The organism is Erwinia magellanica (assembly GCF_039023495.1).
Taxonomy (GTDB): Bacteria; Pseudomonadota; Gammaproteobacteria; order Enterobacterales; family Enterobacteriaceae; genus Erwinia.
The window spans coordinates 147,094-169,409 of sequence record NZ_JBCHVC010000002.1 but is presented as its reverse complement, the minus strand read 5'-3'; the positions used below and the strand labels follow the sequence as shown (position 1 = coordinate 169,409).

At 52.3% G+C, this 22,316-nt stretch carries 26 protein-coding genes; 19 read left to right on the top strand and 7 right to left on the bottom strand.

The window, feature by feature from the left end; all coding sequences use genetic code 11:
- The first annotated feature begins 13 nt into the window (after positions 1 to 13).
- The 15 genes from AAH450_RS07865 to AAH450_RS07795 all read left to right on the top strand — a co-directional run bounded on the left by AAH450_RS07865 (position 14) and on the right by AAH450_RS07795 (position 8,194).
- Positions 14 to 193, top strand: coding sequence for an antirestriction Ral family protein (locus AAH450_RS07865; protein ID WP_342909740.1), 180 nt, complete (start codon positions 14 to 16; stop codon positions 191 to 193).
- 51 nt (positions 194 to 244) lie between these two features.
- On the top strand, positions 245 to 484 hold the full coding sequence (locus AAH450_RS07860; RefSeq protein WP_342909739.1) for a hypothetical protein: 240 nt from the start codon (positions 245 to 247) through the stop codon (positions 482 to 484).
- A gap of 191 nt (positions 485 to 675) precedes the next feature.
- Positions 676 to 906, top strand: coding sequence for a hypothetical protein (locus tag AAH450_RS07855; RefSeq protein ID WP_342909738.1), 231 nt, complete (start codon positions 676 to 678; stop codon positions 904 to 906).
- A gap of 20 nt (positions 907 to 926) precedes the next feature.
- Positions 927 to 1,175 (top strand): hypothetical protein, encoded by a 249-nt coding sequence (locus AAH450_RS07850; RefSeq protein WP_342909737.1) that lies wholly within the window; start codon positions 927 to 929, stop codon positions 1,173 to 1,175.
- A gap of 149 nt (positions 1,176 to 1,324) precedes the next feature.
- Complete coding sequence (locus AAH450_RS07845; RefSeq protein WP_342909736.1) at positions 1,325 to 2,077, top strand: methyltransferase; 753 nt, start codon at positions 1,325 to 1,327, stop codon at positions 2,075 to 2,077.
- A 363-nt stretch (positions 2,078 to 2,440) separates the two neighbouring features.
- Entirely contained in the window at positions 2,441 to 2,752 is a 312-nt protein-coding gene (locus AAH450_RS07840; RefSeq protein WP_342909735.1) for a hypothetical protein, read from the top strand.
- Positions 2,752 to 3,570 (top strand): PD-(D/E)XK nuclease-like domain-containing protein, encoded by an 819-nt coding sequence (locus tag AAH450_RS07835; protein WP_342909734.1) that lies wholly within the window; start codon positions 2,752 to 2,754, stop codon positions 3,568 to 3,570. The genes AAH450_RS07840 and AAH450_RS07835 overlap by 1 nt, the downstream gene beginning before the upstream one ends.
- Complete coding sequence (locus tag AAH450_RS07830) at positions 3,567 to 4,442, top strand: RecT family recombinase (protein WP_342909733.1); 876 nt, start codon at positions 3,567 to 3,569, stop codon at positions 4,440 to 4,442. The genes AAH450_RS07835 and AAH450_RS07830 overlap by 4 nt, the downstream gene beginning before the upstream one ends.
- A gap of 102 nt (positions 4,443 to 4,544) precedes the next feature.
- On the top strand, positions 4,545 to 5,396 hold the full coding sequence (locus tag AAH450_RS07825) for a S1 family peptidase (RefSeq protein ID WP_342909732.1): 852 nt from the start codon (positions 4,545 to 4,547) through the stop codon (positions 5,394 to 5,396).
- Between the two features lie 21 nt (positions 5,397 to 5,417).
- Positions 5,418 to 5,624: a DNA polymerase III subunit theta gene (locus AAH450_RS07820; protein ID WP_342910366.1), complete on the top strand. Its 207-nt coding sequence runs from the start codon at positions 5,418 to 5,420 to the stop codon at positions 5,622 to 5,624.
- On the top strand, positions 5,621 to 5,899 hold the full coding sequence (locus AAH450_RS07815; RefSeq protein ID WP_342909731.1) for a hypothetical protein: 279 nt from the start codon (positions 5,621 to 5,623) through the stop codon (positions 5,897 to 5,899). Before AAH450_RS07820 ends, AAH450_RS07815 begins: the two co-directional genes overlap by 4 nt.
- Positions 5,900 to 5,952: 53 nt before the next feature.
- On the top strand, positions 5,953 to 6,165 hold the full coding sequence (locus AAH450_RS07810; protein WP_342909730.1) for a hypothetical protein: 213 nt from the start codon (positions 5,953 to 5,955) through the stop codon (positions 6,163 to 6,165).
- 144 nt (positions 6,166 to 6,309) lie between these two features.
- Positions 6,310 to 6,510 carry a hypothetical protein gene (locus AAH450_RS07805; RefSeq protein WP_342909729.1) on the top strand — a complete coding sequence of 67 codons (201 nt, stop codon included), beginning with the start codon at positions 6,310 to 6,312 and terminating at the stop codon, positions 6,508 to 6,510.
- A gap of 14 nt (positions 6,511 to 6,524) precedes the next feature.
- Complete coding sequence (locus tag AAH450_RS07800) at positions 6,525 to 6,854, top strand: hypothetical protein (RefSeq protein ID WP_342909728.1); 330 nt, start codon at positions 6,525 to 6,527, stop codon at positions 6,852 to 6,854.
- A 296-nt stretch (positions 6,855 to 7,150) separates the two neighbouring features.
- Entirely contained in the window at positions 7,151 to 8,194 is a 1,044-nt protein-coding gene (locus tag AAH450_RS07795) for a tyrosine-type recombinase/integrase (protein ID WP_342909727.1), read from the top strand.
- A 138-nt stretch (positions 8,195 to 8,332) separates the two neighbouring features.
- On the opposite strand, the gene queA is transcribed toward AAH450_RS07795, so the two are convergent.
- On the bottom strand, positions 8,333 to 9,403 hold the full coding sequence (gene queA, locus AAH450_RS07790) for a tRNA preQ1(34) S-adenosylmethionine ribosyltransferase-isomerase QueA (RefSeq protein WP_342910365.1): 1,071 nt from the start codon (positions 9,401 to 9,403) through the stop codon (positions 8,333 to 8,335).
- 101 nt (positions 9,404 to 9,504) lie between these two features.
- Between queA and AAH450_RS07785 the strand changes: the two genes are divergently transcribed.
- The 4 genes from AAH450_RS07785 (at position 9,505) to AAH450_RS07770 (ending at position 14,569) form a co-directional block, all read left to right on the top strand.
- Complete coding sequence (locus tag AAH450_RS07785) at positions 9,505 to 10,086, top strand: ACP phosphodiesterase (RefSeq protein ID WP_342909726.1); 582 nt, start codon at positions 9,505 to 9,507, stop codon at positions 10,084 to 10,086.
- 189 nt (positions 10,087 to 10,275) lie between these two features.
- The gene (locus tag AAH450_RS07780) at positions 10,276 to 10,878 is read left to right on the top strand and encodes a peroxiredoxin C (protein ID WP_318789891.1); all 603 of its coding nucleotides are present in this window, start codon (positions 10,276 to 10,278) and stop codon (positions 10,876 to 10,878) included.
- A 324-nt stretch (positions 10,879 to 11,202) separates the two neighbouring features.
- Entirely contained in the window at positions 11,203 to 13,149 is a 1,947-nt protein-coding gene (locus AAH450_RS07775; RefSeq protein ID WP_342909725.1) for an acyltransferase family protein, read from the top strand.
- 109 nt (positions 13,150 to 13,258) lie between these two features.
- Positions 13,259 to 14,569 (top strand): histidine-type phosphatase, encoded by a 1,311-nt coding sequence (locus AAH450_RS07770; RefSeq protein WP_342909724.1) that lies wholly within the window; start codon positions 13,259 to 13,261, stop codon positions 14,567 to 14,569.
- Between the two features lie 186 nt (positions 14,570 to 14,755).
- Here AAH450_RS07770 and proY read toward each other — a convergent pair whose 3' ends face one another.
- The 6 genes from proY to phoB form a co-directional block, all read right to left on the bottom strand.
- Complete coding sequence (gene proY, locus AAH450_RS07765) at positions 14,756 to 16,114, bottom strand: proline-specific permease ProY (RefSeq protein WP_342909723.1); 1,359 nt, start codon at positions 16,112 to 16,114, stop codon at positions 14,756 to 14,758.
- Positions 16,115 to 16,193: 79 nt separating this feature from the next.
- Positions 16,194 to 17,516 carry a branched-chain amino acid transport system II carrier protein gene (gene brnQ / locus AAH450_RS07760; RefSeq protein WP_342909722.1) on the bottom strand — a complete coding sequence of 441 codons (1,323 nt, stop codon included), beginning with the start codon at positions 17,514 to 17,516 and terminating at the stop codon, positions 16,194 to 16,196.
- A gap of 406 nt (positions 17,517 to 17,922) precedes the next feature.
- Positions 17,923 to 19,026: a cobalamin-independent methionine synthase II family protein gene (locus tag AAH450_RS07755; RefSeq protein WP_342909721.1), complete on the bottom strand. Its 1,104-nt coding sequence runs from the start codon at positions 19,024 to 19,026 to the stop codon at positions 17,923 to 17,925.
- A 172-nt stretch (positions 19,027 to 19,198) separates the two neighbouring features.
- Entirely contained in the window at positions 19,199 to 20,125 is a 927-nt protein-coding gene (locus AAH450_RS07750; RefSeq protein WP_342909720.1) for a PstS family phosphate ABC transporter substrate-binding protein, read from the bottom strand.
- An 18-nt stretch (positions 20,126 to 20,143) separates the two neighbouring features.
- Positions 20,144 to 21,457: a phosphate regulon sensor histidine kinase PhoR gene (phoR, locus tag AAH450_RS07745; RefSeq protein WP_342909719.1), complete on the bottom strand. Its 1,314-nt coding sequence runs from the start codon at positions 21,455 to 21,457 to the stop codon at positions 20,144 to 20,146.
- Positions 21,458 to 21,480: 23 nt separating this feature from the next.
- Positions 21,481 to 22,170 (bottom strand): phosphate response regulator transcription factor PhoB, encoded by a 690-nt coding sequence (gene phoB, locus AAH450_RS07740; protein ID WP_318789882.1) that lies wholly within the window; start codon positions 22,168 to 22,170, stop codon positions 21,481 to 21,483.
- Positions 22,171 to 22,316: the final 146 nt, after the last annotated feature.

Here is a 22,316-nt window from a genome sequence, read left to right as displayed (position 1 = left end):
CAGGATTATCGCTATGAATACTGACGTCCAAAGGTGGTGCGGTCAGTTCAAGCGCTGCAACGGATGCAAGCTGCAATCGGAATGCATGGTTAAGCCAGAGGACGGCCCCCCTTACATCAAGAACGGCGTGGTTGTTGACCCATGGGCTAACCGGACTACAGAAATGATAAAACGCGAATTAGCCGCCAAGTGAGCGGCTTTTTTTACGCCTGAATAACAGCGGCGCTGCCGTATGGAGTGAGAGATGATCAACACGGATTACCCGGAAGACTTGAAGCAAAAGCTTCGTGATGCAGTCGCCGGTTCATTTTCATCATGTATGTATCAGCAAGAGTATCGCGCAGTGACTTCAGCCGTTGTCGAATTCCTAACAGCTCTGAATGTCACGGCTGATGAAATCAAAGATTTGCTGAGCCGGGCTGATGGCATGGACGCCGACACTGACCGATGTATCGACGAAATAATCGAAGCGTTTAACGAATAACAGGCTGCCAACAGGTGGCCTTTTTTATGCCTGGAGCACAGCATGATTCAGGTGAATGGCGAGAAGAAGAGCGTAGTGAGAATGGCTTGTGGCTACTTGTTTCGCCTGAAGCCTGAATCTGATGGCTCTGGTAAAACAATCAACCGTGACTAGCTCCGAGCAGCGGTCAGGAAGCATTATCTGGAGGGGAAATGAGTAAGTACGAAGAGCTGGATGCCATGATTTTGGAGAGCATTACAACATTACCAAAGAGCTTTGCTGATATCTATTTTGGGCGCAACGGTATCAATGCGAAATGCCAATCTTTCTGCCCTACCCCGAGAGATGAACCAGCTCGTGTACTGGACCGCCGACTTCAAGCACTACGCAAAAAGGGGCTGATAGTTTTTATGAAGGGCTGGCGTAAAGCGCCAGGCCAATAATCGCAGTAAGGAGGTAGAAGATGAAATATTTCGCATACGACCCTGAGACTGGATTCGAGATTTTTGAAACATCCGAAGAGGCGTCATCACATGCCCAAGAGGCGATTGATATGTATCGCGAAGAAGCGTCCGAGGGGTGGCCTGAATCAGTTGAAAGCGTTTGCTGGGGCGAGGTTAAACAGCGGTCACAGGAAAGCACCTTTAACGCTGGTGATGAAGATGATCTGGATAAGGAATATTCGGATTACCACCTCGAAGATATTGAGTGACACCGCAATGCCTTCGCATTGAGGGCATTTCGATGACACCTAGTCATCACAACGCGCTTTAGAGATAAGGTGGCGTTGGATAAACAACGTGAATTGTCCTGAATCACTTGCCCTCTCCGGAGGGCTTTTTTATGCCCTGAGGAGGGTAAATGCGTGTAGATAACGAAGTATTAAATGTGCTTAGCGCCTGTCAGTGTGAAGGAAACAACTTAATCCTGACTGGTCAGCTTGATCGTAATCTCTATACCCGCACCAACAAAGTGATTGAAGCGGCTGGCGGCAAATGGAACCGCAAAGCGAAAGCTCATGTTTTCGAAATCGAAGCCTCGGAACGTATTGAGCAAATCATCCTGACAGGTGATGTTGTGGTACCCAAGGATGATTTTGAGTTCTTCCCAACCCCTCCAGGAGTTGTCAGGCACGTAATTCATTTTGCAGATATTCGGGATGGCATGACAGTTCTTGAACCTAGCGCAGGGCAAGGTGCCATTGCTAAAGCTGTCCATGATGCCGCAGCAGATGTGATGATTGATATGTATGAGCTGATGCCTGCCAACAATGATGCGCTGCACGCTTTGAATCTTCGCCTTTCAGGTATCGGGAAGCCCGTCGATTTTCTCACCGTAGAGCCAGCACCAATCTATGACAGGGTGGTAATGAATCCTCCTTTTGGTCGGCAGGCTGATATTAAGCACGTTACTCACGCTCTGAAATTTCTGAAGCCGGGCGGCCTGTTGGTGTCAGTCATGGCTTCTTCGGTGACGTTCCGCAGTAACAAACTAACTTCCGATTTCCGCCAGTTGATTGAAGAGCGTGGGGGTCATATCGAAGAATTACCGGAGGGGTCTTTTAAGAATTCAGGGACGATGGTCAATACAGTGATTGTAGTCATTCCTAATTAATTGATAGCCGCCTTACCGCGGCTTCATCCCAAAGCGTCCATTCGGGCGTTTCGCAATGAATAAACCAATCAACCTAAGGATTACCCATGTTAGCAACAGCTCATGGGGCGGCATGCGGTCGCCCTGGATTTAATGCGTTCGGCTACATCGAGCGCCAACCTTCAAACATTCTGACCAGCGCCAGCTTCACTCCCCCACCCCGCAAGAGCTGGTTACAGAAGCTCTGGGAAATGCTCTGTAGTGAAGGCAGACCATGAACAAGCCAGATAAGCAAACAGTTCGCAACATGGTGATGCTGGCCGTTGCGAAGAACGATAACGATATGCGCGAGTCAGCGCGAAGGCTCTACTGGGAGGTGGCTATATGAGGCTCACATTCAAAGACCGACAAGAAATCGAAAGCATCATCAAAGGATTTGGTGAAACGGAACACGAGCAGGTTTATGCGATGGTTGAGCAGACTGTTGAGCCGATTAAGCACAACCCGGTGGAAGCAGCCATGACGGTGTTCCTGTCGCGTCACTTCGATATGGATGTCATTGGGATGGGTCAGGACGACATGGACGCTCAGGAGATGGCTCACAAGTTCCTGTGGGATTACGTGACCAAAATTGAGCAGCAGCGTTACGCGCTGGAAATTTTCAAGGCGAAGCATAGCTACCGGGAGGTGGCGTAATGGAGCCTGGCATTTATTACGACATCAGCAATGAGGATTACCACTCAGGCGCTGGGGTTAGCAAGTCACAGCTGGATGACATTGCGACCAACCCGGCCATATTCAAATGGCGCAAGGAAGCGCCCGTTGATACTGAAAAGTTGAAAGCTCTCGATATGGGTACCGCCCTGCATTGCATTTTGCTGGAGCCAATGGAGTTCGATAAGCGGTTCATTGTGGCTCCGGAGTTTAACCGAAGAACTACGGCGGGCAAGGAAGAGGAAAAGAGCTTTCTCAGGGATTGTGAAAGTTCAGGGATGACGGTCATGGATGCCGAGCAGGGAAGGAAATTAAAGCTGATGCGTGAAAGTGCGCTGGCCCACCCGGCAGCGCGGTGGCTATTGGAAGCGGAGGGACACTGCGAAGGTTCGATTTACTGGAGCGATGAAGAAACCGGGGAATTGTGCCGCATCCGGCCTGATAAATTTCTCTCAGACCAGCCTGTGATCGTTGACGTTAAGAAGGTGGCAGATATGGAGCGCTTCCCACGCCACCTTGCCGAGTTCCGGTATCACATGCAGGACGCCATGTACCGCGAAGGATATCTGCGCCACTTCGGCCAATACCCAATGTTTATCTTCCTCTGCGTGAGCGAAACCATCGACTGCGGCCGCTATCCGGTGCGCACCTTCCAGATTCAGCCTGATGACACCGAGGATGGCTACGAGCTGTTCCGAAACAGCCTGAACACATATCACGAATGCCGCACCACAAATAACTGGGGCGGCATTGAAGAAATCACCCGCCCTGCCTGGGCGAAGAAAAAGGATTACTTATGAGCACCGAAATTACTCACTTCACCCAGGGCGAAGCTGATACCAAGGCTGCCATCTTCAGCCCGTCCGGCCTGCAAAAGCTTCAGGCATTTGCCGAAGTTATGGCGCAGGGAAAAACGACCGTCCCGGCACATCTTGCAGGCAAGCCAGCTGACTGCCTGGCTGTGGCATTACAGGCAGCGCAGTGGGGAATGAACCCCTTCGCTGTGGCGCAGAAAACACACCTGGTCAACGGTACCCTTGGCTATGAGGCTCAGCTGGTTAATGCAGTGGTCACCAGTTCCACAGCCGTTCAGGGGCGCTTTAAGTACGAGTACGGCGGAAACTGGGAAAACTTCCGGCCTGGTCCGGCTAACGCGGCGAACGAGAAAGACTTGTGTGTGAGGGTTGGTGCAGTGTTGCGCGGAGAAACGGAAATTACCTGGGGCGAACCGCTCTATATGGAGTTTGTCACCACCCGTAACTCACCGCTCTGGAAGACAGCGCCAAAGCAGCAGTTGGCCTATCTGGCCGTAAAGTACTGGGCGCGGCTCTACTGCCCGGATGTGATTCTGGGCGTCTACACCCCGGACGAGTTTGAGCAGAAAGAGCGAGCTGAGCGCGATGTTACCCCGGCGCGCACCCGGCAAGACCTGAATAATCTGATTAACCAGAAGCCCGTCACTGATGAGCGGGAAGTTAAACAATCAGTTGAACGTACGCCGGATGAACTGTTGGCAGCATTTACCGAAGCGGCCGGGAAAGCCGCTGACACTACTGAGCTGGATCGCCTCTACAAGTACGCCGCAAAGCAACTCTCCAACGATACGGAAAAACTGGATCTGGCTACCGACAGATACAGCATCCGCCGTGATGAATTGACTGAAGCGGCGTAATAAACCTTCCAGCTAGCGTGACGACTGTCACTACTTGTTGCCGAGAGGATAGTATTTATTAGTTATAATGATATAAGTTAATAAAACTACGCGGAGGAAATCATGTCTTTTGAAATTAAAAGCAGAGCTGAAAGTCTAGAGTATAGTACTTTAAGGATAGTGTGCGACGGAGGATTATCTGTGGGGACTGGTTTTTTCTTCACTTTTCATGGCGAAAAATCACTTTACGCACCGGTACTCATCACTAATAAACATGTAATCAAAGATATGAGCAGCGCAGAGCTTTACTTTCACACTTTAGATATAAAGTCTGGAAAACATAATAAACTAGATACCGTGAAATATTTTGATCTTCAAAAATTCATAACAATGCATCCCGATCCGAAAATTGATTTATGCACAATAGCATTAAAGCCTGCCTTTGATTATCTCAATAACTTAGGGAAAGAAGCAATTTATTGCCCATATATAGAAAGCGATATATTTATAGCTAATGGTGAAAAAGATATTTTCAACACACTGTCAAACATACAGACTGTGCATATGACTGGATATCCTAACGCATTATGGGATGATGTAAATAATAAACCAATAACACGAAGAGGGATTACAGCCTCCAACCTACATGAGGATTGGCAGGGACAGCCGGACTTTATGATTGACATGGCTTGCTTTCCCGGTTCAAGCGGATCTCCAGTATATGTATTCGATGAGGGCGCGTTCACCTCAGGAAATTCAATGGTGACTAGCCCTAATGGCCGCCTGCTATTGTTAGGGGTGTTGCATAAAGGTCCAATATTCAATGCAAATGGTGAAGTTAATATTATTAACATCCCTACAAGTTCAAAAGCAGTCACAACTACTGGAATAATGATGAACCTCGGCATTGTTGTAAAATCTGAAAAAATACTGGATTTTAGAGAGTTATTTTTTCCTTCTGAGAACGAATCATAATTCATTTAAATATGAAAGAGAATAACGCACCGGGTAAGCGTGGATTTAGCCGTTTCCGGCGTGGCTTACAAAGAGCGAATGAATCAGCCGGTTCTCGCGCATGAGGTTGAGATGCAGCCGCCAGCTGAGATGAGGGAATACTTTCAGCAGCGCCTCAAGTTCTACAGGGAAGAGTCGATGAAGCACCCGCGGGGGAATGACCCGGTTTATCAGAAGGAAGAAAAATGAAAGGCTTACCAGTAACTTTAAAGGATAAAGATAACTATCTTCTATCCGGAGAATTAACCTCGGCCTCTTTCCCAAGCATCAACTTAGATTTTATAACAAATGAAATAACACTTGAGTTTGTTATATCTACAGTTTCTGATTTGTGCTTTGCCGAGAACAACTTGGGTGATTTAGTTGAGCTTAAGGTAGGAGAAGGCGGCTTTAAAAGGTTTGAATATATCCATTCGGATAGCAAGAGCTACACATTTTTACTGAAGATACGAACCAATCTCTAAACTAACAACCTGCTCCGGCAGGTTTTTTTACGCCCAAAATTCAGGAGTAACGCATGTGCGACATAGCCGATGAAGCCTTTGAACGTGAAGAGTGGGAGCGCGAACTGGCGCTGAAGAACAGGAAGAAGCCGGAGCCGCCGTCAGCAGTTTGCCGGAACGGGGATTGTGGGGAAGCATCACAGCCAGGCACGAATTACTGTTGCCCGGAATGCAGGGAAGATGATGAGAAGTGGGTGCGGGCTAACCAGCAGCGGAAGGTGGCGTAATGAACGAAGCAGAGAAGTCTTTCGAGCAATATATGGATGAGGTAATCGTTCATGCCGGGGTGACAGGTAAGCGGCGGATTATCTGGAGCATACTGCGCTGTTCTCTGGCCCGTGAGGTATGGGCTGATTGTATGGGGAGGCGGAATGACGCCGGAAGCGGAGAACGCGATCAACAGCATAGCCAGAGCGGCGCTTAAAGAATTCACCAACCAATCAAACACCTTAACCTACCGGCAGATACTCGACAAACACGCCAAGCACATTGAAACCCTGATCCCTGCTAAACATCGTGGGCTGGCATGGCTATGGCTGAATGTCGTGTGTCAGCGGTTAGGTCGAGGCTAACGGGAGTCCCGGTCATGATTCAAGATGAAGTCACACAACTCAGCATTCAGGAAGTCTGCTCGCTCTCGCTGAAGGCAGCAGAGAGCTGCTCATTCAGTCCGCAGGAGAAATCCACGCTCAGGGCAACTATCGGTTGGGCATGGCATCCACACGTTGATATCACTCAGGCCATGCTCCTGGCCAGCCTGCTGGATATGAACATCTGCTTTGGCGATCGGGTTGTGCTGGTCAGTGAGCCGGCGGGTTACCAATCCCGAGCTGTGGAATACACCCGGACTGGCCGACTGTCCGCTATGTGTCAGGCGATTAATCTACTCGGCGCTGATTACGCGCAGTGCATGTAACCCCTCCCCCACATTCTCATCGCAATAGCATTCGCAATCATCGCCTGGGCGATATTCAAAAAACTCTGAACGAGGTCAACTATGGCTGCCACCGACTTTATGACGGTGCGGGAGCTTGCTGCTGTCGTAAAGATATCGGCAAGCACCATCTACCGGAACCCCGCTAAATATCACATGTTCAAGGTTGGCGGCTGCTGGCGCGCCAACGAAGATAGCCTGAAAAAGTTTGCCCAACAGTCCGCCAACGATAACAATGTTTTCCGGCTGGCTGTTGTAGGCGGTAAGGAGAAGAAGAAATGCCGATCTACAAACGGGGTAAAACGTACTGGATCGATGTCTCCGCTCCAGACGGAACGAGAACTAGACGCTCTGCTGGCACCAAGGAAAAGGTAAAGGCTCAGCAGCTTCACGACAAGCTGAAGCATGAGATGTGGGCCGTTAGCAATCTGGACAAGCGGCCTGAAAGGATGTTTGAAGATTTGATGATTGTCGCTTTGCGGGATGCGGAGGGGCAATCAGGATTTGAGAATAAGCAGATTTATGCGCGTTACTTCCTGCACTTCTTTGCAGGCAGAAAGGTATCGTCTATCTCAGGCGAGGAAGTTTTCGATTCCCTGCCGACGCATCACAAGGCGACAAGGAAGCCGCTGGCCAATGCAACGAAAAACCGTTACCGGTCGTTCATCATGCGCGCTTTCTCTATGGCGCATAAATCAGGGTGGACAGACCGTAACCCTCACGTTCCCTCTCTGAGAGAGCCAAAGGTGCGGGTAAGGTGGATTGAAAAGCATCAGGCGAGAATACTGATAGAGAATTTGCAGACGGACTGGATGAAGGCGATCTGCTCTTTTGCACTCCTGACCGGAGCAAGGAAGGGGGAAATATTTTCTCTGAAATGGGTGAATGTGGATTTGCGGAGAAAAGTTGCGGTCATCGTTGCTGATGATGCCAAGTCCGGGAAAGCCAGGCCCTTACCACTGAATGATGAGGCGGTTGCAATTCTTCGCGATCTGCCAAGAGATAGTGAATATCCGTTCGCATATAAGGGACGCATGGCAGATGAAATTAATCGTACTGAGTTTGCAAAAGCTTTATCTCTGTCGGGCTTGTCAGATTTTCGCTTCCACGACTTCCGGCACACCTGGGCAAGTTGGCATGTTCAGAACGGAACACCGCTAATGATGCTGAAAGAAATGGGAGGGTGGGAGAAGCTGGAGATGGTCAATAAATACGCTCACCTGAGTGATGAACATTTGAGCAGATTCAGCGGCATTGTCACATTTTTGGCACAGGACGATGTGCCGGATAAAAACGCCGCGAAAATAACGCTAGTAAGTTAATGATATTATTAAGTAAAGCAGCGCACTTACATCAGCCCGAACAATGTTCGCAGCAGAGAAACAGTCTGATGTTAAGTGTTAACAGCCGCACACCATGTGCGGCCGCGTTTGTGCAGGCCCATGAGCCAACAGAAAAAATTATTCGCCCACTTTCTCGGTGACAGCTTCCGGATTATGGGTGATATACATCGCATCGCCATAGCTGAAGAAGCGGTACTGCTCTGCTACTGCCTGCTGGTAGGCGTGCATCGTATTACGATAGCCAGCAAAGGCGGAGACCAGCATGATAAGCGTCGATTCCGGCAGGTGGAAATTGGTGACCAGCGCATCAATTACCTGATAGTGGTAGCCCGGATAGATAAAGATTTTGGTATCGTCAAAGAATGGGGCGATAAGCGCCTCTTTCGCCGCCTGTGCCGCGCTTTCCAGCGATCGTACCGATGTTGTGCCCACGGCCACAACACGATTGCCACGCGCTTTACAGGCCAGCACCGCATCCACAACCTCCTGCGGCACTTCCGCATATTCGGCGTGCATAATGTGATCTTCAATACTTTCAACCCTGACTGGCTGGAAAGTTCCTGCGCCGACATGCAGCGTGACGAAAGCCGTCTCGATGCCTTTTGCCCGCAGCGCAGCCAGCAGCGGCTCGTCGAAGTGCAGCCCGGCAGTTGGCGCGGCAACGGCACCCGGCTTCTCGCTATAAACCGTTTGATAGAGTTCGCGGTCAGCATCCTCATCCGGGCGATCGATATAAGGCGGCAGCGGCATATGCCCTACGGCGTTAAGGATCTCCAGCACCGCGCGCTCATCCTCAAAACGCAGCTCAAAGAGCGCGTCATGACGAGCGACCATGGTGGCCTTTACGCTTTCGTCGTCTCCCAGCAGCAGTTCTGCACCAGGTTTGGGCGCTTTTGAGGCACGAACATGCGCCAGCACACGATGCTCATCCAGCATACGTTCAACCAGCACTTCAATCTTGCCACCGCTGACTTTGCGGCCAAATATGCGAGCCGGGATCACCCGCGTATTGTTGAAGACCAGCAGATCGCCCGGATTGAGTTTCTCCAACAAATCCGTAAAGACCCCGTGCGACAGCGCCCCATCCGGCCCGTTAAGGGAAAGAAGGCGGCATCCGCTACGCTGAGCCTGCGGATAGTGGGCAATCAAAGATTCGGGCAACTCAAAAGTAAAATCGGCAACGCGCATGGTCATTCACAGTCAGGGAAATCAGGGCGCACATTCTAGCTGAAAACCGCCCATAGCTAAACAACTCCCCGCAATAATGGATAAGACGATATACTGCACTTATGAATTTTCTTGCGCATTTACATCTGGCCTCGCTGGCCCAAAGCTCCCTTCTGGGTAACCTGATGGCCGATTTCGTGCGGGGAAATCCGCACAATGAGTGGCCCGCAACGGTTGCAGAGGGCATTCTGCATCACCGACGTATTGACGTGATGACCGACTCCCTGCCTGAAGTGCGTGCGGCACGGGACTTCTTCCGGCCCGAAACCCGTCGCGTTTCCCCCATTACTCTTGACGTGATTTGGGATCATTTTTTGTCACGCCACTGGGGGAGTATTCAGCCGGAAATTTCTCTGCCAACTTTTCTGGCACAGGCGAAATCTGTGATCGAACCCGATTTAGCCTCTACTCCGGAGCGGTTCCAGAATCTTAACCGTTATTTATGGAGTGAGCGTTGGATGGAGAAGTATGCCGAGCCGGATTATCTGCAACCGGTGCTGCGCGGTATGGCCAGTCGCCGTCCTCGTCTGGCGGCGCTGGAGGACTCCTGGCAGGATTTCATCACAAACTATCAGCAATTTAACGACTTTTTCTGGCAGTTCTATCCGGTTATGATGGAAAAGGCTTCACGCCAGGCGCTTTGATAGCGCCAGCGGCAATTCCGCTTGTCCTTTTGCTGAAAAGGGCTATTGTATGGAGCTGCTTTAGTAATTTTAAATTTTTGATAGGTTTAACCTATCTGAATAATCGGCGTTTAACGCTGGTGCCTCTACAGGCATCGCTTTTATACTCCGCGTTGTCTCTTTAATCTAACTACTTCTACAGGAGTGAACATGGTCCTGGTAACTCGTCAAGCCCCAGATTTTACCGCTGCTGCCGTACTCGGCAACGGTGAAATTGTTGAGAACTTCAACTTCAAAAAACACACTGCTGGTAAAGCTACCGTTGTGTTCTTCTGGCCAATGGACTTCACCTTCGTTTGCCCTTCTGAGCTGATTGCCTTCGACAAGCGTTACGAAGAGTTCCAGAAGCGCGGCGTGGAAGTTGTCGGCGTTTCATTCGATTCTGAGTTTGTGCATAACGCATGGCGCAAAACCCCAATCGAAAAAGGCGGCATCGGCGAAGTGAAATATGCCATGGTTGCTGATATCAAGCGTGAAGTGCAGAAAGCTTACGGTATTGAACATCCGGATGCAGGCGTTGCGCTGCGTGGTTCATTCCTGATCGACAAAGCGGGTGTGGTTCGCCACCAGGTGGTTAACGATCTGCCACTGGGCCGTAACGTTGACGAAATGCTGCGCATGGTTGACGCGCTGCAATTCCACGAAGAGCACGGCGAAGTGTGCCCGGCTCAGTGGGAAAAAGGCAAAGAAGGTATGGGCGCATCGCCAGACGGCGTGGCTAAATACCTCTCTGAGAACGCGGCTAAGCTGTAACAGCCCCGACTCTGAAAGGCTCGCTTCGGCGGGCCTTTTTTATTTATCCTTTATTTCCCTGCCTCCTTCTTTTCAGATCCATTTATTTCTGTGATTTCTGCATCCCGCCAGGATATACCGTCATTACCTTCTAAGAATAATCCCTGCGAATCTTCCGTTTTATCTATTTTTGTATTGGATAATTCCCTTTCCCCTATTACTCTGTCAAAAATAGCTTCCCGCAGCGTTGGCAGTGATTAAGGATCTTCCTCACCAGAAAAGGTTGAGAGGATTCCACCGTTGCCATGCAATTTTCTGCTGTCAGGCATTACGGAAAGAGTCACTATGTCCCATATTCATGCATTCTCTTATCGCAAAGATATTGATGGTTTACGTGCTCTCGCTATTTTGCTGGTGGTGCTTTTCCATTCCGGCGTGGCTGAGTTAAGCGGCGGCTTTATTGGAGTAGATGTTTTTTTCGTTATCTCCGGCTTTTTGATTGGCAGCATTATCTCTCGCGAGATCGGCAATAATACCTTTACCTTCCAACAATTTTACGTCCGCCGTATTCGCCGTATTGCCCCGGCGCTGTTTTTTATGTTGTTTTGCATCACCGCATTAAGCTACAGCATTCTTTCCCCGCTGGAATTTCGCGATCTGGCAAAATATATCACCGCAGTGCTGCTGTTTGTGCCCAATGTGATGTTATTAAAAGGCATCGATTATTTTAACCCGAATGCCGATCTCAACCCGATGCTGATGACCTGGTCGCTGGGTATTGAGGAGCAATTCTATTTTGTGCTGCCTGCTGTAATGATTCTGGCGCACAAACTGCGTTTCTCCCCTAAAGTCGTGATAACGGTTCTGAGTCTCGCCTCGCTGGTAGCGGGCATAGTTATCACCCCGATTAACGGCAACAGCGCTTTCTACCTCCTGCATACGCGGGCCTGGGAATTAGGCGCAGGCGTATTGCTGGCTCTCTATCGCAGCCAGCCGCTCACGGGCGGTAAAAGCCTGCCGCTGGCAGTGGCGGGACTACTGCTGATCCTGGTTCCCGTCTTTCTGCTGGATAAAGAGAGCGCGTTTCCGGGCTATTTTGCACTGTTGCCCGTAGCAGGCGCCGTATTGCTTATTTTGACACACACTCCCCTGCACCAGCGGCTGCTGGAAAATCGTGTGATGGTCTTTATCGGCAAGGTTTCATACTCATGGTATCTCTGGCACTGGCCCTTAATCAGCCTCGCCCGCATCAGTGCAGAGGCTCCCTTGACCGCAATACAGGGGCTTGCTATCAGTGCAGGTGCGCTGGTTATCGCCACGCTCTCCTGGTACTTTGTGGAAAAACCGTTTCGCCGCCCTGCTCAACCGAAACAGCGGATCATCACCTCTTATACCCTCCTGTGCGTAGTGGGCATTATCTCCTTTGTCTCTGTCTATATGGCCGGTGGACTCAAGTATCGCGTCGTCGATCTGGTCAATAACGGCGAGCTGTTTAAAGTGGAGGCGGAAAAAAATCCCTGCCTGATGACCTACGGGGAAAACCTCCCCTCCTCTGACAGTCTCTGTATGCCGAAAGTGGCCGTTCCGGCGGTAGCGTTGATAGGCGACAGCCATGCGGCTGCGCTGCGCGCTGCCGTTGCCCAATATGCTTTAAGAAAGCAGAAACCGATGTTTGAACTGACGAAATCATCCTGCCCTTTCTTAATTGGCGTCAGCCGTTATATGGTTGAACATCCGCAACAGGGGGAGCAATGTACTGCCTTTAATAAAGAAGTGATGAAAACTTTACTCAGCGATAAAGTAGATGAAGTGGTTATTACTGCCTTCTGGTCTTCAGGTTTTTCGGTAGTTCCGGGTTATGGCTATCGCTCTGTTGATGGCAAAGTCACGGATAATTATCTGGCGCTGAATGCTGGCATGAGTAACGTCGTAAAAGAATTACTGGCTGCGAATAAAAAGGTGACGTTAATTGAAGATGCCCCCAGCCTTGATATTGATCCTCTGAGATTCAATAATACGCAGCACATTCCTCTGCGTAAAAAGATTAATGCCTGGCTCAGCGACAGCAATCAGACCGTTGCAGACCGCACCCTGCGCTTTCATCTGACGGAAGATAAAGTGAATACAATCCTGGCGAGCTTTGCCCAGCCCGGCGTTAAGGTTATTCGGCTGAAAGATAATTTGTGCAGTCAACAAGGCTGCCTGATTGCCAGTAAAGGCTTACCCCTCTATTACGATAAGCACCATCTGACCGATCTTGGCAGCACTATCGCTCTGGGCAATAATTTGTAGTGCGCTCCTCTGATCCTGGCGGTTTCATTGCCGCCAGGATTACGTTACTGTCTGGGAAACGGGAGCCGTCAGGTTTCGCCCCGCACTTTATTCAAGGCAATAAAAGAACATGGATGCAAGAGTGCCCTTTCTCACCGCGCTATTAATGCTGTTTCTCTCCCTGCCCTTCAGCCACTCTGCACAAGCTGCTCAACCTGATTACACGCTGGAAAAGGTGGTGGAAGTCAGCCGTCATGGCGTGCGTCCACCCACCGCTGGCGATCGTAAGCTGATTGAAGCGGGGAGCCAGCGCGCCTGGCCTCGCTGGCTGACAGAGGAGGGAAAGTTAACCGGACATGGCTACACCGCTGCCTGGCTGAAGGCCCGCTATGAAAGCCAGCGCTATCGTCAGCTTGGGCTGCTCCCTTCTGGCTGCCCTGGCCCGCAGGATGTTTATCTCCGAGCCAGCACGCTACAACGTACCCAGGCTACCGCAGAAGCCTGGTCTGCCGCGGCCTTTCCCGGCTGCGGCGTGCCGGTTCATGCGCTGAGCCATGAAGATCCGCTCTTTTCTTTCCCTATAGGTAAAGCAACCGCGGCAGAAAAGGAGCGTAACAGGCAGGAGGCGCTGGCCGCACTGGGCGGTGATTTACAGCAGGCCGAAAAGCGTTTGCAGCCACAGATTGCCGCGCTGAAAAAAGCAGTTTGCCGCGAAGATCAACCCTGCCCGGTTTTTGAACAACCCTGGGCGCTTAAGGTCTGGTCGAACGGCGGCGTGGCGATAGAGGGACTGGATACGCTGGCTGCGATGGCAGAAACGCTCAGGCTGGCCTGGAGCGAAAACCAGCCTGCCGCCCTTGTTGCATTTGACCACGCCCACTCTTCTGCTGAACTCAGTCAGCTCCTGCCGTTACTGACGGCTAAATATGACTACACCAACGATTTGCCTTCCGCCGCACGCAAGGGAGGATCGGTGCTGCTGGACCAGATTGTGAAGGCGTTGAAGCAGGAGGGCCAGCCAGCTCCGGCCTCAGCTAACGGCCAGCATCAGGCAGACCTGCTGCCACCAGACGTTCGCTGGCTGCTCTATGTGGCGAGCGATATCAACATCGCTTATCTGCGTACCCTGATCAACTTCAGCTGGCAGCAGGGAGAGTACCCGCGCGGAAACATACCGCCTGCCAGCAGCCTGGTGTTTGAACGCTGGCGGAGCAGTAATGGCGAGCGCTTTCTCAGGATCTACTTTCAGTCACAAAGCCTTGATCAAATTCGTCAGCTGACGCCGCCCTCCCCGGCTGATCCGCTCTCGGTAACCGAGTGGCAGGGTAAAGACTGCCGCGCTACCTCCGTGGGAACCCTCTGTCCGTTTGACACAGCGCTGCAACTTATTGAGAAGAATATAGATCCGCCTGAGGTAGCCGTCAGCTATCCGCACAGTTAAAGCAGGCTATGGCATGTGCAGCTGATTTGCTCAGCCTTAACCGGCTTTTGCTATGAAGTAAGCCGGATGAACAGTGACCAGAGAATAATCGTGTGGCTGTCCTTACCAACAACAGCCAGTTGCCAGACATAAAAAAACCGCCCGTCAGGATCGACCTGAAGGGCGGCTCTTTTCACAGTGAAGCCGTTATGCGCTGGCGATCTTCTTTTTCACAAATCCCCAGCTCACCAACAGCAACACTATCCAGCCGGCACCCACATACAGCGAGATGCGGGTATCGGGGAAGTAGCCAATCAGACCAATGATAAAGACCAGGAAAAGAATGCCCACCAGCGCGGTAAAAACGCCGCCTGGCATGGCAAACTTCAGGGCTTTAGCCTGCTCTTTGCTTAAGGTGCGGCGGAAACCAATCTGCGCGAACAGGATCATTATCCATACCCAGACGGTGGCAAAAGTGGCCAGCGAAGCGATCACCAAAAACACTTTTTCCGGCATCAGGTAGTTAAGGTAAACCGCAACCAGCATTGCTGCCATCATCACCAGCACTGTCACCCACGGAATACCGCGACGTGAAACGGTCGCAAACATTTTTGGTGCGTGTCCCTGTTCAGCCATACCGTGCAGCATGCGCCCTACGCCAAAGACATCGCTGTTGATAGCGGAGAGGGAGGCGGTGATCACCACAAAATTCAGGATAGTTGCCGCCGCCGCAATGCCCATATGCTGGAAGGTCAGCACAAACGGGCTGCCGTTGGTGCCTACCTGGTTCCAGGGGTAAACAGACATAATCACAAACAGCGTACCGACGTAAAACACCAGAATACGCAGCGGCACGGTGTTAATGGCTTTCGGAATAGAGGTTTCCGGATCTTTTGCTTCTCCGGCGGTAATACCGATAATCTCAATGCCGCCATAGGCAAACATCACGATTTGCAGTGAGAGCACCATGCCAACCACGCCGTGGGCAAAGAAGCCGCCGTTGGTCCACAGATTATGGATGCCGGTTGGCTGGCCGCCGTTGCCGATACCCCAGAAGATGATACCGATGCCGGCTACGATCATAATGATGATAGTCGCGACTTTAAACAGAGAGAGCCAGAACTCCACTTCGCCAAACACTTTCACCGTGGCCATATTGATGGCACCGATGATCAGCACCACGCTGAGCACCCAGATCCAGTGCGGGACATCCGGGAACCAGACGCCCATATAGATGCCAAATGCCGTGACGTCCGCAATAGCGACAATCAAAATTTCAAAACAGTAAGTCCAGCCGGTAATGTAACCCGCCAGCGGGCCAAGATAGTCCTGTGCATAGCGGGAAAAAGAGCTGGCCTGGGGGTTGTTGACCGACATTTCTCCCAGCGCACGCATAATGATATAGGCGATAGCGCCGCCGATAATATAGGCGAGGATCACGCTCGGCCCGGCCATTTTCATTGCATCTGCCGAACCGTAAAAAAGCCCGGTACCGATAGCCGAGCCGAGTGCCATAAAGCGGATATGGCGGGTACTCAGTCCCTTTTTGAGCGTATTTTTTGTCATCTTTCTACTTCTGTTTTTACTCTGTCGGCCTTCTCTGCCGCGTGGCAGAGAAGGCGTGCTGAAACGTTACTCGCCAGGCTTACTGCTGATGCGCATTCACCTGCTGACGGGCATAAACGCGGTCAAAGATCGCCACCAGCACCAGCATCGCCAGCGAAGGCGGCAGCCAGGCCAGACCCTGCTCTGCCAGCGGCAGATGCTGAGTGAAAGCGGGCAGCGATGTTTTCCAGTCGGTAGTTTTTACCGCATCAATCATACCAAACAGCAGGCTGACCAGCATGGTGGGGGCAATAATGCGGCTGCTTTTCTTCCACCAGTTCAGCGTAAAGCTCAGCAGGATCAGCACAATGCAAGGTGGATAAATAGCCGTCAGAACCGGGATTGAGATTTGAATCAGGTGGCTCAGTCCAAGGTTAGAAACCAGCATGGAGAACAGGCCCAGCACGAACACCAGCTGACGGTAAGAGAGCGGCAGATACTGTTCAAAGAACTCCGCACAGGCACAAGTCAGGCCCACCGCCGTTACCATGCAGGCGACGAAAATCAGCGCGGCCAGGAACAGGCTGCCCATACCGCCAAAGGTCTGCTGCACATAGGCATGCAAAATGGCTGCGCCGTTGGCATTTTGATCCACGATAGAGGAGCTGTCTGAACCCAGTTTAAACAGCGCCAGGTAGACCAGCGTCAGCCCCACACCGGCAATCAATCCTGCCAGCACGGTATAACGGGTAAGCAGTTTCGCATCGCTGACTCCGCGCGAGCGAGCCGCATTGACAATAACAATACCGAAGACCAGCGCCCCTAAAGTATCCATGGTCAGATAACCATTAATGAAGCCGCTGGAGAAGGCTGCATGCTGATACGCTTCGGTGGCAGGTGCCAGGCCGCCAGCAGGCCAGATCAGTGCCGCCACGCCCAGTACGGCCAGCGCAATAATTTTCAGCGGCGCAAGGAAATGACCGACGGTATCCAGCAGCTTGCCCGGATAGAGGGAGATGCCGATCACCAGTGAAAAGTAGATCAGGCTGTAAATAAGCAGCGGCAGAGGGCCGTCACCCGTTAAAGGGGCGAGGCCAACCTCAAAAGAGACGGTTGCCGTGCGTGGCGTGGCGAAGAGCGGACCGACGGCCAGGTAACAGACGGTGGCCAGCACAATACCGGCAGCTTTGCCGACTGGCGTGCTCAGCGCATCAATACCGCCGCCAACGCGGGCCAGGGCAATCACGGTAATCACCGGCAGGCCGACCGCGGTGATCAGAAAGCCCAGCGCGGCAATCCACACGTGTTCGCCAGACTGAATCCCCACCATCGGAGGGAAAATAATATTGCCTGCACCCACAAACAGCGCAAAGGTCATAAAGCCCAGCGCAAGGATGTCTTTGGAAGTTAAACGATTAGTCATAAGCAGAAAATTAACCCGTACTGGTGTTCAGTGAAGTCGCGATGTCAGCTTTATCACCCTGCCCGCACTAAAAACGCCAGAATCGCCGCGCGATACGGAGAAATGTTTTTCCTGCTGTCGTTCTGGTAGCGGATTTGTGCTGGTTTTTGATCTTTTAACAGGGGGATAACGTAAAAACGGCGCTAAGTAAACCGTTTATAGGGGAGAAAGGCAAGGTGCGATCGGAAAAGCAGAGTGATATGTCGTAAAAATTACCGCATCCAGTGATTCACTTCAGTTTATCGCCTGGATGCCTTACATGATTTGTATTTTTTTTGCGCGATGCGGGGTTATTTTCTGCATAGATGGGGCCAAAGATGCACGAAAGGCGCGAATTGTCGCGCCTTTTGCACATCCTGATGCAGCGTTACCAGACCTCTTTAGCGATATCCACTACCAGACGCAGCTTCGCCCACTGCTGCTCTTCGCTCAGGCTGTTGCCCTCTTCCGTTGAGGCGAAACCACACTGAGGACTGAGGCAGATTTGATCAAGGCTGACATACTGCGCTGCTTCAGCGATGCGCTGCTTCACGGTTTCAGAGTTTTCCAGCTCGCCGTTTTTGGTGGTGACCAGACCCAGTACGACCTGCTGTTTGCCCGGCCTGATGAAACGTAACGGTTCGAAGCCGCCAGAACGCTCGTTATCATATTCCAGGAAGAAGGCATCAATGTTAACGGTGCCAAACAGAATTTCCGCTACCGGCTCATAGCCGCCTTCAGAGATCCAGGTAGAGCGGAAGTTGCCGCGGCAGACATGCAGCCCAATAGTGAGATCGTCCGGCTTACCTTCGATCGCTTTGTTCAGCACCTGGGCATAGATATGCGCCAGCTCCTGCGGATCCTCGCCACGTTCGCGGATCTGCTGCTTCTGATCTTCCGAGCAGAGATAGGCCCAGACGGTGTCATCCAGTTGCAGATAGCGGCAGCCTGCGGCGTAAAAGGCCTGAATGGCGTCACGGTAAGTCTGCGCCAGATCGTCAAAATAGAGGTTAAGATCGGGATAAACGTTAGCGTCAATAGCTTTACGTCCGCCACGGAAGTGCAGCACGCTTGGGCTGGGAATGGTCATCTTCGGCACGGCGTCGCCGCTGATGCTTTTCAGATAACGGAAATCTTCCAGCATGGGATGATGGCCAAAACCGAGTTTGCCAGTGACGCGGATGCTGTGCGCTTTGGTCTGCACACCGTTGAACTGAATGCCCTGCTCAGACTCGTAGCGCTCCACCCCTTCCAGTCCATCGAAGAAGTCGAAGTGCCACCAGGCGCGGCGGAATTCACCGTCCGTTACCACTTTCAGCCCGCAGGCGCGCTGGTGCGTGACCACATCACGAATGGCTTCATCTTCAATGCGCCTAAGCGCAACAGCATCAATCTCGCCGGCCTGGAACTGCTCGCGAGCCTGTTTAATGGCCGCAGGACGAAGGAAGCTGCCGACCACTTCGGCACGATACTGGGCTGAATCTCTCTGCATGGTATGTCACTCCTGGCACGCCGGGTTGTTAATTTACCGGCGAAATTATCACGATTCGTTATATGTAGACTTCCGGATGTCTATATGGCTGTAAACAGAGTGTCATGAGAAAGATTCAGCTGCAACCGAGGAAATTTCATCAGGCGTGAAGAAAATTCATGTTAGTACTTACTTATCCATTATTCAGCAGCTGGCGGGCTTGTTGACGCTGCTCTTCCGAGAGAGGCAGATAACCAGCCTGATTCACCCCGGCCTGCCCCCGATCAGAGAGCACATGCCGCAGGAAAGTGGCAGTGAGCGGTTCCAGCGGTTTACCCGGCGGTTTATTCACATAGAGATAGAGTTTACGCGCATAGGGATAGCTGCCGTTGCGGATCGTCTCTGCGTTGGGTGGGATCCACGCCTTTCCGTCACGGGAAACGGGCAGCATTTTCACGCCGGAGAGGTGACTGCCCATGCTGGCATAGCCAATGGCATTAAGCGTGTTGGCCACGGCCTGCACCACGGCGGAAGAGCCGGGATATTCGCTCACATCATTACGGAAATCCCCGTTACAGAGCGCCTGCTGCTTGAAGAACCCCCAGGTGCCAGAAGCGGAATTTCGGCCAAAACGTTGCAGAGGGCGCCCAGGCCAGCCGGGTTGTGTCAGGTTGAGATCGCCCCAGTGGTTGACGGCGGCAACGGCTCCACAGCGGCGGGTCACCGAGAAAATAGCATCTAGCTGTCTGGTGTTCAGCCCAGGTAGCGGATTGTCCTGATTGACCACCACCACCAGCGCATCCATAGCTACCGGCACGGCAAGCGGTGGATAACCATATCGGGCTTCAAACAGCTGCCGTTCCACAGCCTGCATGGGGCGGCTCATAGCGCCGATTTGTGCTGCGCCTGCGGCCAGTGCCGTAGGCGCAGTAGAGGAGCCAGCCGCCTGAACCTGCACATTCACGCCGGGATAGTGTTGGTTGAAACTCTCGCCCCACAGCGTCATCAGATTGCCGAGCGTATCGGAGCCGACGCTGGTCAGATTCCCGGCCAGCATCCCCTCTTTGGCCTGCGCCATCAGGCTGAAACAGGTCAGGGCGAGCAGAAAAAGCTTTTTCATCTCAGGTATCCGGTTCGATCAACGAATCGCATTCTGTGCCAACTCGCGGCTGACAATCAACCTTGGCGGCAGGATGAAGCTGAAACAGGTCGCCACGCCCGGCTCGCTGGTGATATCCAGACGCGCATTATGGTGACTCAACGCATGCTTCACTATCGCCAGACCCAGTCCACTTCCACCGGTCTGTCTGGAGCGCGCTTTATCCACGCGATAGAAACGTTCCGTCAGGCGGGGAATATGCTCAGGTGAAATGCCGGGACCATTATCCTTCACCTTAAACAGCGCCCCCTGCGCGGTTTCCTGCCAGCTGATATCAATGCGCGTACCGGGCGGCGTATGGTTAACCGAGTTATAAACGAGGTTGGAGATGGCGCTTCGCAACTGCTCTTCGTTGCCGAATACCCGCAGATGCTGGTCGCTGTGGAAATGGATTTCGTGCCGCCCCTGACTCAAAGTTTCCGCTTCACGCTGTAACAGCTTCAGCATTAACGGCACCTCGACTTTTTCCTGGAGATCGAGCGCTGGCGCGGCTTCAATGCGTGACAGCGTCAGCAGCTGTTTCACCAGACCATCCATACGGCGGGTCTGCTCCTGCATTGTATGCAGCGCTTTATCCCGCAGCGGCCCTTCCATTCCGGAATCATTCATCATCTCCAGATAACCCTGTAGCACCGTTAACGGCGTACGCAGTTCATGGCTGACGTTAGCGAAAAAGTTACGGCGGGCGCCTTCCAATTGATGCATCTGCGTCACGTCACGCGCCACCAGCAACCACTGTCCTTCTGAATAGGGCATTACGCGGAATTCAAGTTGGCGATGGCTGTTATGCACCAGGGTCAATGGCCGGGAAAAATCCCGCTGGCGGAGGTAGCGGGTGAATTCGGGGTAACGAAGCAGGTTAAGGATGTTCTGACCGTTATCCTCCGGCCAGCGCAGCCCCAGCATCTGCTGCGCCAGGCCGTTGCACCAGAAGATGGTTCCCTCTTCTGTGGTAAGTACCACGGCATCGGGCAGGGACTCCGCTCCGCTACGAAAACGCTTAATCAGGTGGCCAAGCTCGCGCCGACGCCGACGATTTCTCGCCTGCATCTGGTAAAGGCCATAAAAGAGAGGCTCCCAACTGCCGCGACCGGCCGGTGGCGTCATGCTGCGATCGATCCAGAGCCAGTGGGATAAACGGAGTAAATTAGCGAAGTGCCAGCCCAGTACGGCCAACACGGCGATCAGCAGCAGCCAGGGCAGGTAGCCGACCAGCAGCCCCAAAATCAGGGCGGGCAGGCAGGCCAGTACCAGCTCCAGCAGCAGTCTCTTCCAGGAGAGGCGTTCCAACACGGTAGAGGCTCCAGTGCGAACGATCAGTAACGTGCAGAGAAACGGTAACCTGTTCCGCGAACCGTCTGCACCATGCGATCGTGCCCGGTCAGTTCCAGCGCCTTGCGTAGGCGGCGAATATGAACGTCAACGGTACGATCTTCGACGTACACGTTAGTGCCCCACACATGATTAAGCAACTGCTCACGGCTGTAGACCCGCTCCGGGTGCGTCATAAAGAAGTGCAGCAGCTTATACTCCGTTGGCCCCATTTCCAGCGGCTGAGTCTCGGACATCACGCGGTGTGAAGAGGGATCCAGGCTCAATCCCTGCATCTCAATAACCTCCTCCACCGCCATTGGCGAGATGCGGCGCATCACTGCTTTAATTCGCGCCACCAGCTCTTTCGGCGAAAATGGCTTGGTAATATAGTCGTCAGCACCCACTTCCAGACCGCGAACGCGATCTTCTTCTTCGCCGCGCGCCGTGAGCATCATCACCGGGATATCCCTGGTCATCGCTTCACGCTTCAGGTGCTTGATAAACTGAATGCCCGATCCCCCCGGTAGCATCCAGTCCAGCAGGATCAAATCAGGCCAGGGTTCGATGAGCATACTGACCGCACTGTCATAATCTTCCGCTTCTATGGGTTGATAGTCATTTTGCTCCAGCACGAAACACAACATCTCACGGATTGGGGCTTCATCTTCGACTACCAGAATGCGCTTAGCCATTATTGCTCCTGCTACTGTGACGGAATGCCACTGGATATGCGGCGCCATTATGCGTCAGTTTTATGACAGTTTTATGAACAAAACTGACCCCAGCCCACCGATTTATAACACTTTTATGAAGGTAGTGGTCAATGTGTCTGGGGTTT

Coding starts and splice junctions, on each gene's coding strand:
- AAH450_RS07865 (WP_342909740.1), top strand. CDS start 14: ATGAATACTGACGTCCAAAGGTGGTGCGGTCAGTTCAAGCGCTGCAAC.
- AAH450_RS07860 (WP_342909739.1), top strand. CDS start 245: ATGATCAACACGGATTACCCGGAAGACTTGAAGCAAAAGCTTCGTGAT.
- AAH450_RS07855 (WP_342909738.1), top strand. CDS start 676: ATGAGTAAGTACGAAGAGCTGGATGCCATGATTTTGGAGAGCATTACA.
- AAH450_RS07850 (WP_342909737.1), top strand. CDS start 927: ATGAAATATTTCGCATACGACCCTGAGACTGGATTCGAGATTTTTGAA.
- AAH450_RS07845 (WP_342909736.1), top strand. CDS start 1,325: ATGCGTGTAGATAACGAAGTATTAAATGTGCTTAGCGCCTGTCAGTGT.
- AAH450_RS07840 (WP_342909735.1), top strand. CDS start 2,441: ATGAGGCTCACATTCAAAGACCGACAAGAAATCGAAAGCATCATCAAA.
- AAH450_RS07835 (WP_342909734.1), top strand. CDS start 2,752: ATGGAGCCTGGCATTTATTACGACATCAGCAATGAGGATTACCACTCA.
- AAH450_RS07830 (WP_342909733.1), top strand. CDS start 3,567: ATGAGCACCGAAATTACTCACTTCACCCAGGGCGAAGCTGATACCAAG.
- AAH450_RS07825 (WP_342909732.1), top strand. CDS start 4,545: ATGTCTTTTGAAATTAAAAGCAGAGCTGAAAGTCTAGAGTATAGTACT.
- AAH450_RS07815 (WP_342909731.1), top strand. CDS start 5,621: ATGAAAGGCTTACCAGTAACTTTAAAGGATAAAGATAACTATCTTCTA.
- AAH450_RS07810 (WP_342909730.1), top strand. CDS start 5,953: ATGTGCGACATAGCCGATGAAGCCTTTGAACGTGAAGAGTGGGAGCGC.
- AAH450_RS07805 (WP_342909729.1), top strand. CDS start 6,310: ATGACGCCGGAAGCGGAGAACGCGATCAACAGCATAGCCAGAGCGGCG.
- AAH450_RS07800 (WP_342909728.1), top strand. CDS start 6,525: ATGATTCAAGATGAAGTCACACAACTCAGCATTCAGGAAGTCTGCTCG.
- AAH450_RS07795 (WP_342909727.1), top strand. CDS start 7,151: ATGCCGATCTACAAACGGGGTAAAACGTACTGGATCGATGTCTCCGCT.
- queA (WP_342910365.1), bottom strand. CDS start 9,403: ATGCGCGTTGCCGATTTTACTTTTGAGTTGCCCGAATCTTTGATTGCC.
- AAH450_RS07785 (WP_342909726.1), top strand. CDS start 9,505: ATGAATTTTCTTGCGCATTTACATCTGGCCTCGCTGGCCCAAAGCTCC.
- AAH450_RS07780 (WP_318789891.1), top strand. CDS start 10,276: ATGGTCCTGGTAACTCGTCAAGCCCCAGATTTTACCGCTGCTGCCGTA.
- AAH450_RS07775 (WP_342909725.1), top strand. CDS start 11,203: ATGTCCCATATTCATGCATTCTCTTATCGCAAAGATATTGATGGTTTA.
- AAH450_RS07770 (WP_342909724.1), top strand. CDS start 13,259: ATGGATGCAAGAGTGCCCTTTCTCACCGCGCTATTAATGCTGTTTCTC.
- proY (WP_342909723.1), bottom strand. CDS start 16,114: ATGACAAAAAATACGCTCAAAAAGGGACTGAGTACCCGCCATATCCGC.
- brnQ (WP_342909722.1), bottom strand. CDS start 17,516: ATGACTAATCGTTTAACTTCCAAAGACATCCTTGCGCTGGGCTTTATG.
- AAH450_RS07755 (WP_342909721.1), bottom strand. CDS start 19,026: ATGCAGAGAGATTCAGCCCAGTATCGTGCCGAAGTGGTCGGCAGCTTC.
- AAH450_RS07750 (WP_342909720.1), bottom strand. CDS start 20,125: ATGAAAAAGCTTTTTCTGCTCGCCCTGACCTGTTTCAGCCTGATGGCG.
- phoB (WP_318789882.1), bottom strand. CDS start 22,170: ATGGCTAAGCGCATTCTGGTAGTCGAAGATGAAGCCCCAATCCGTGAG.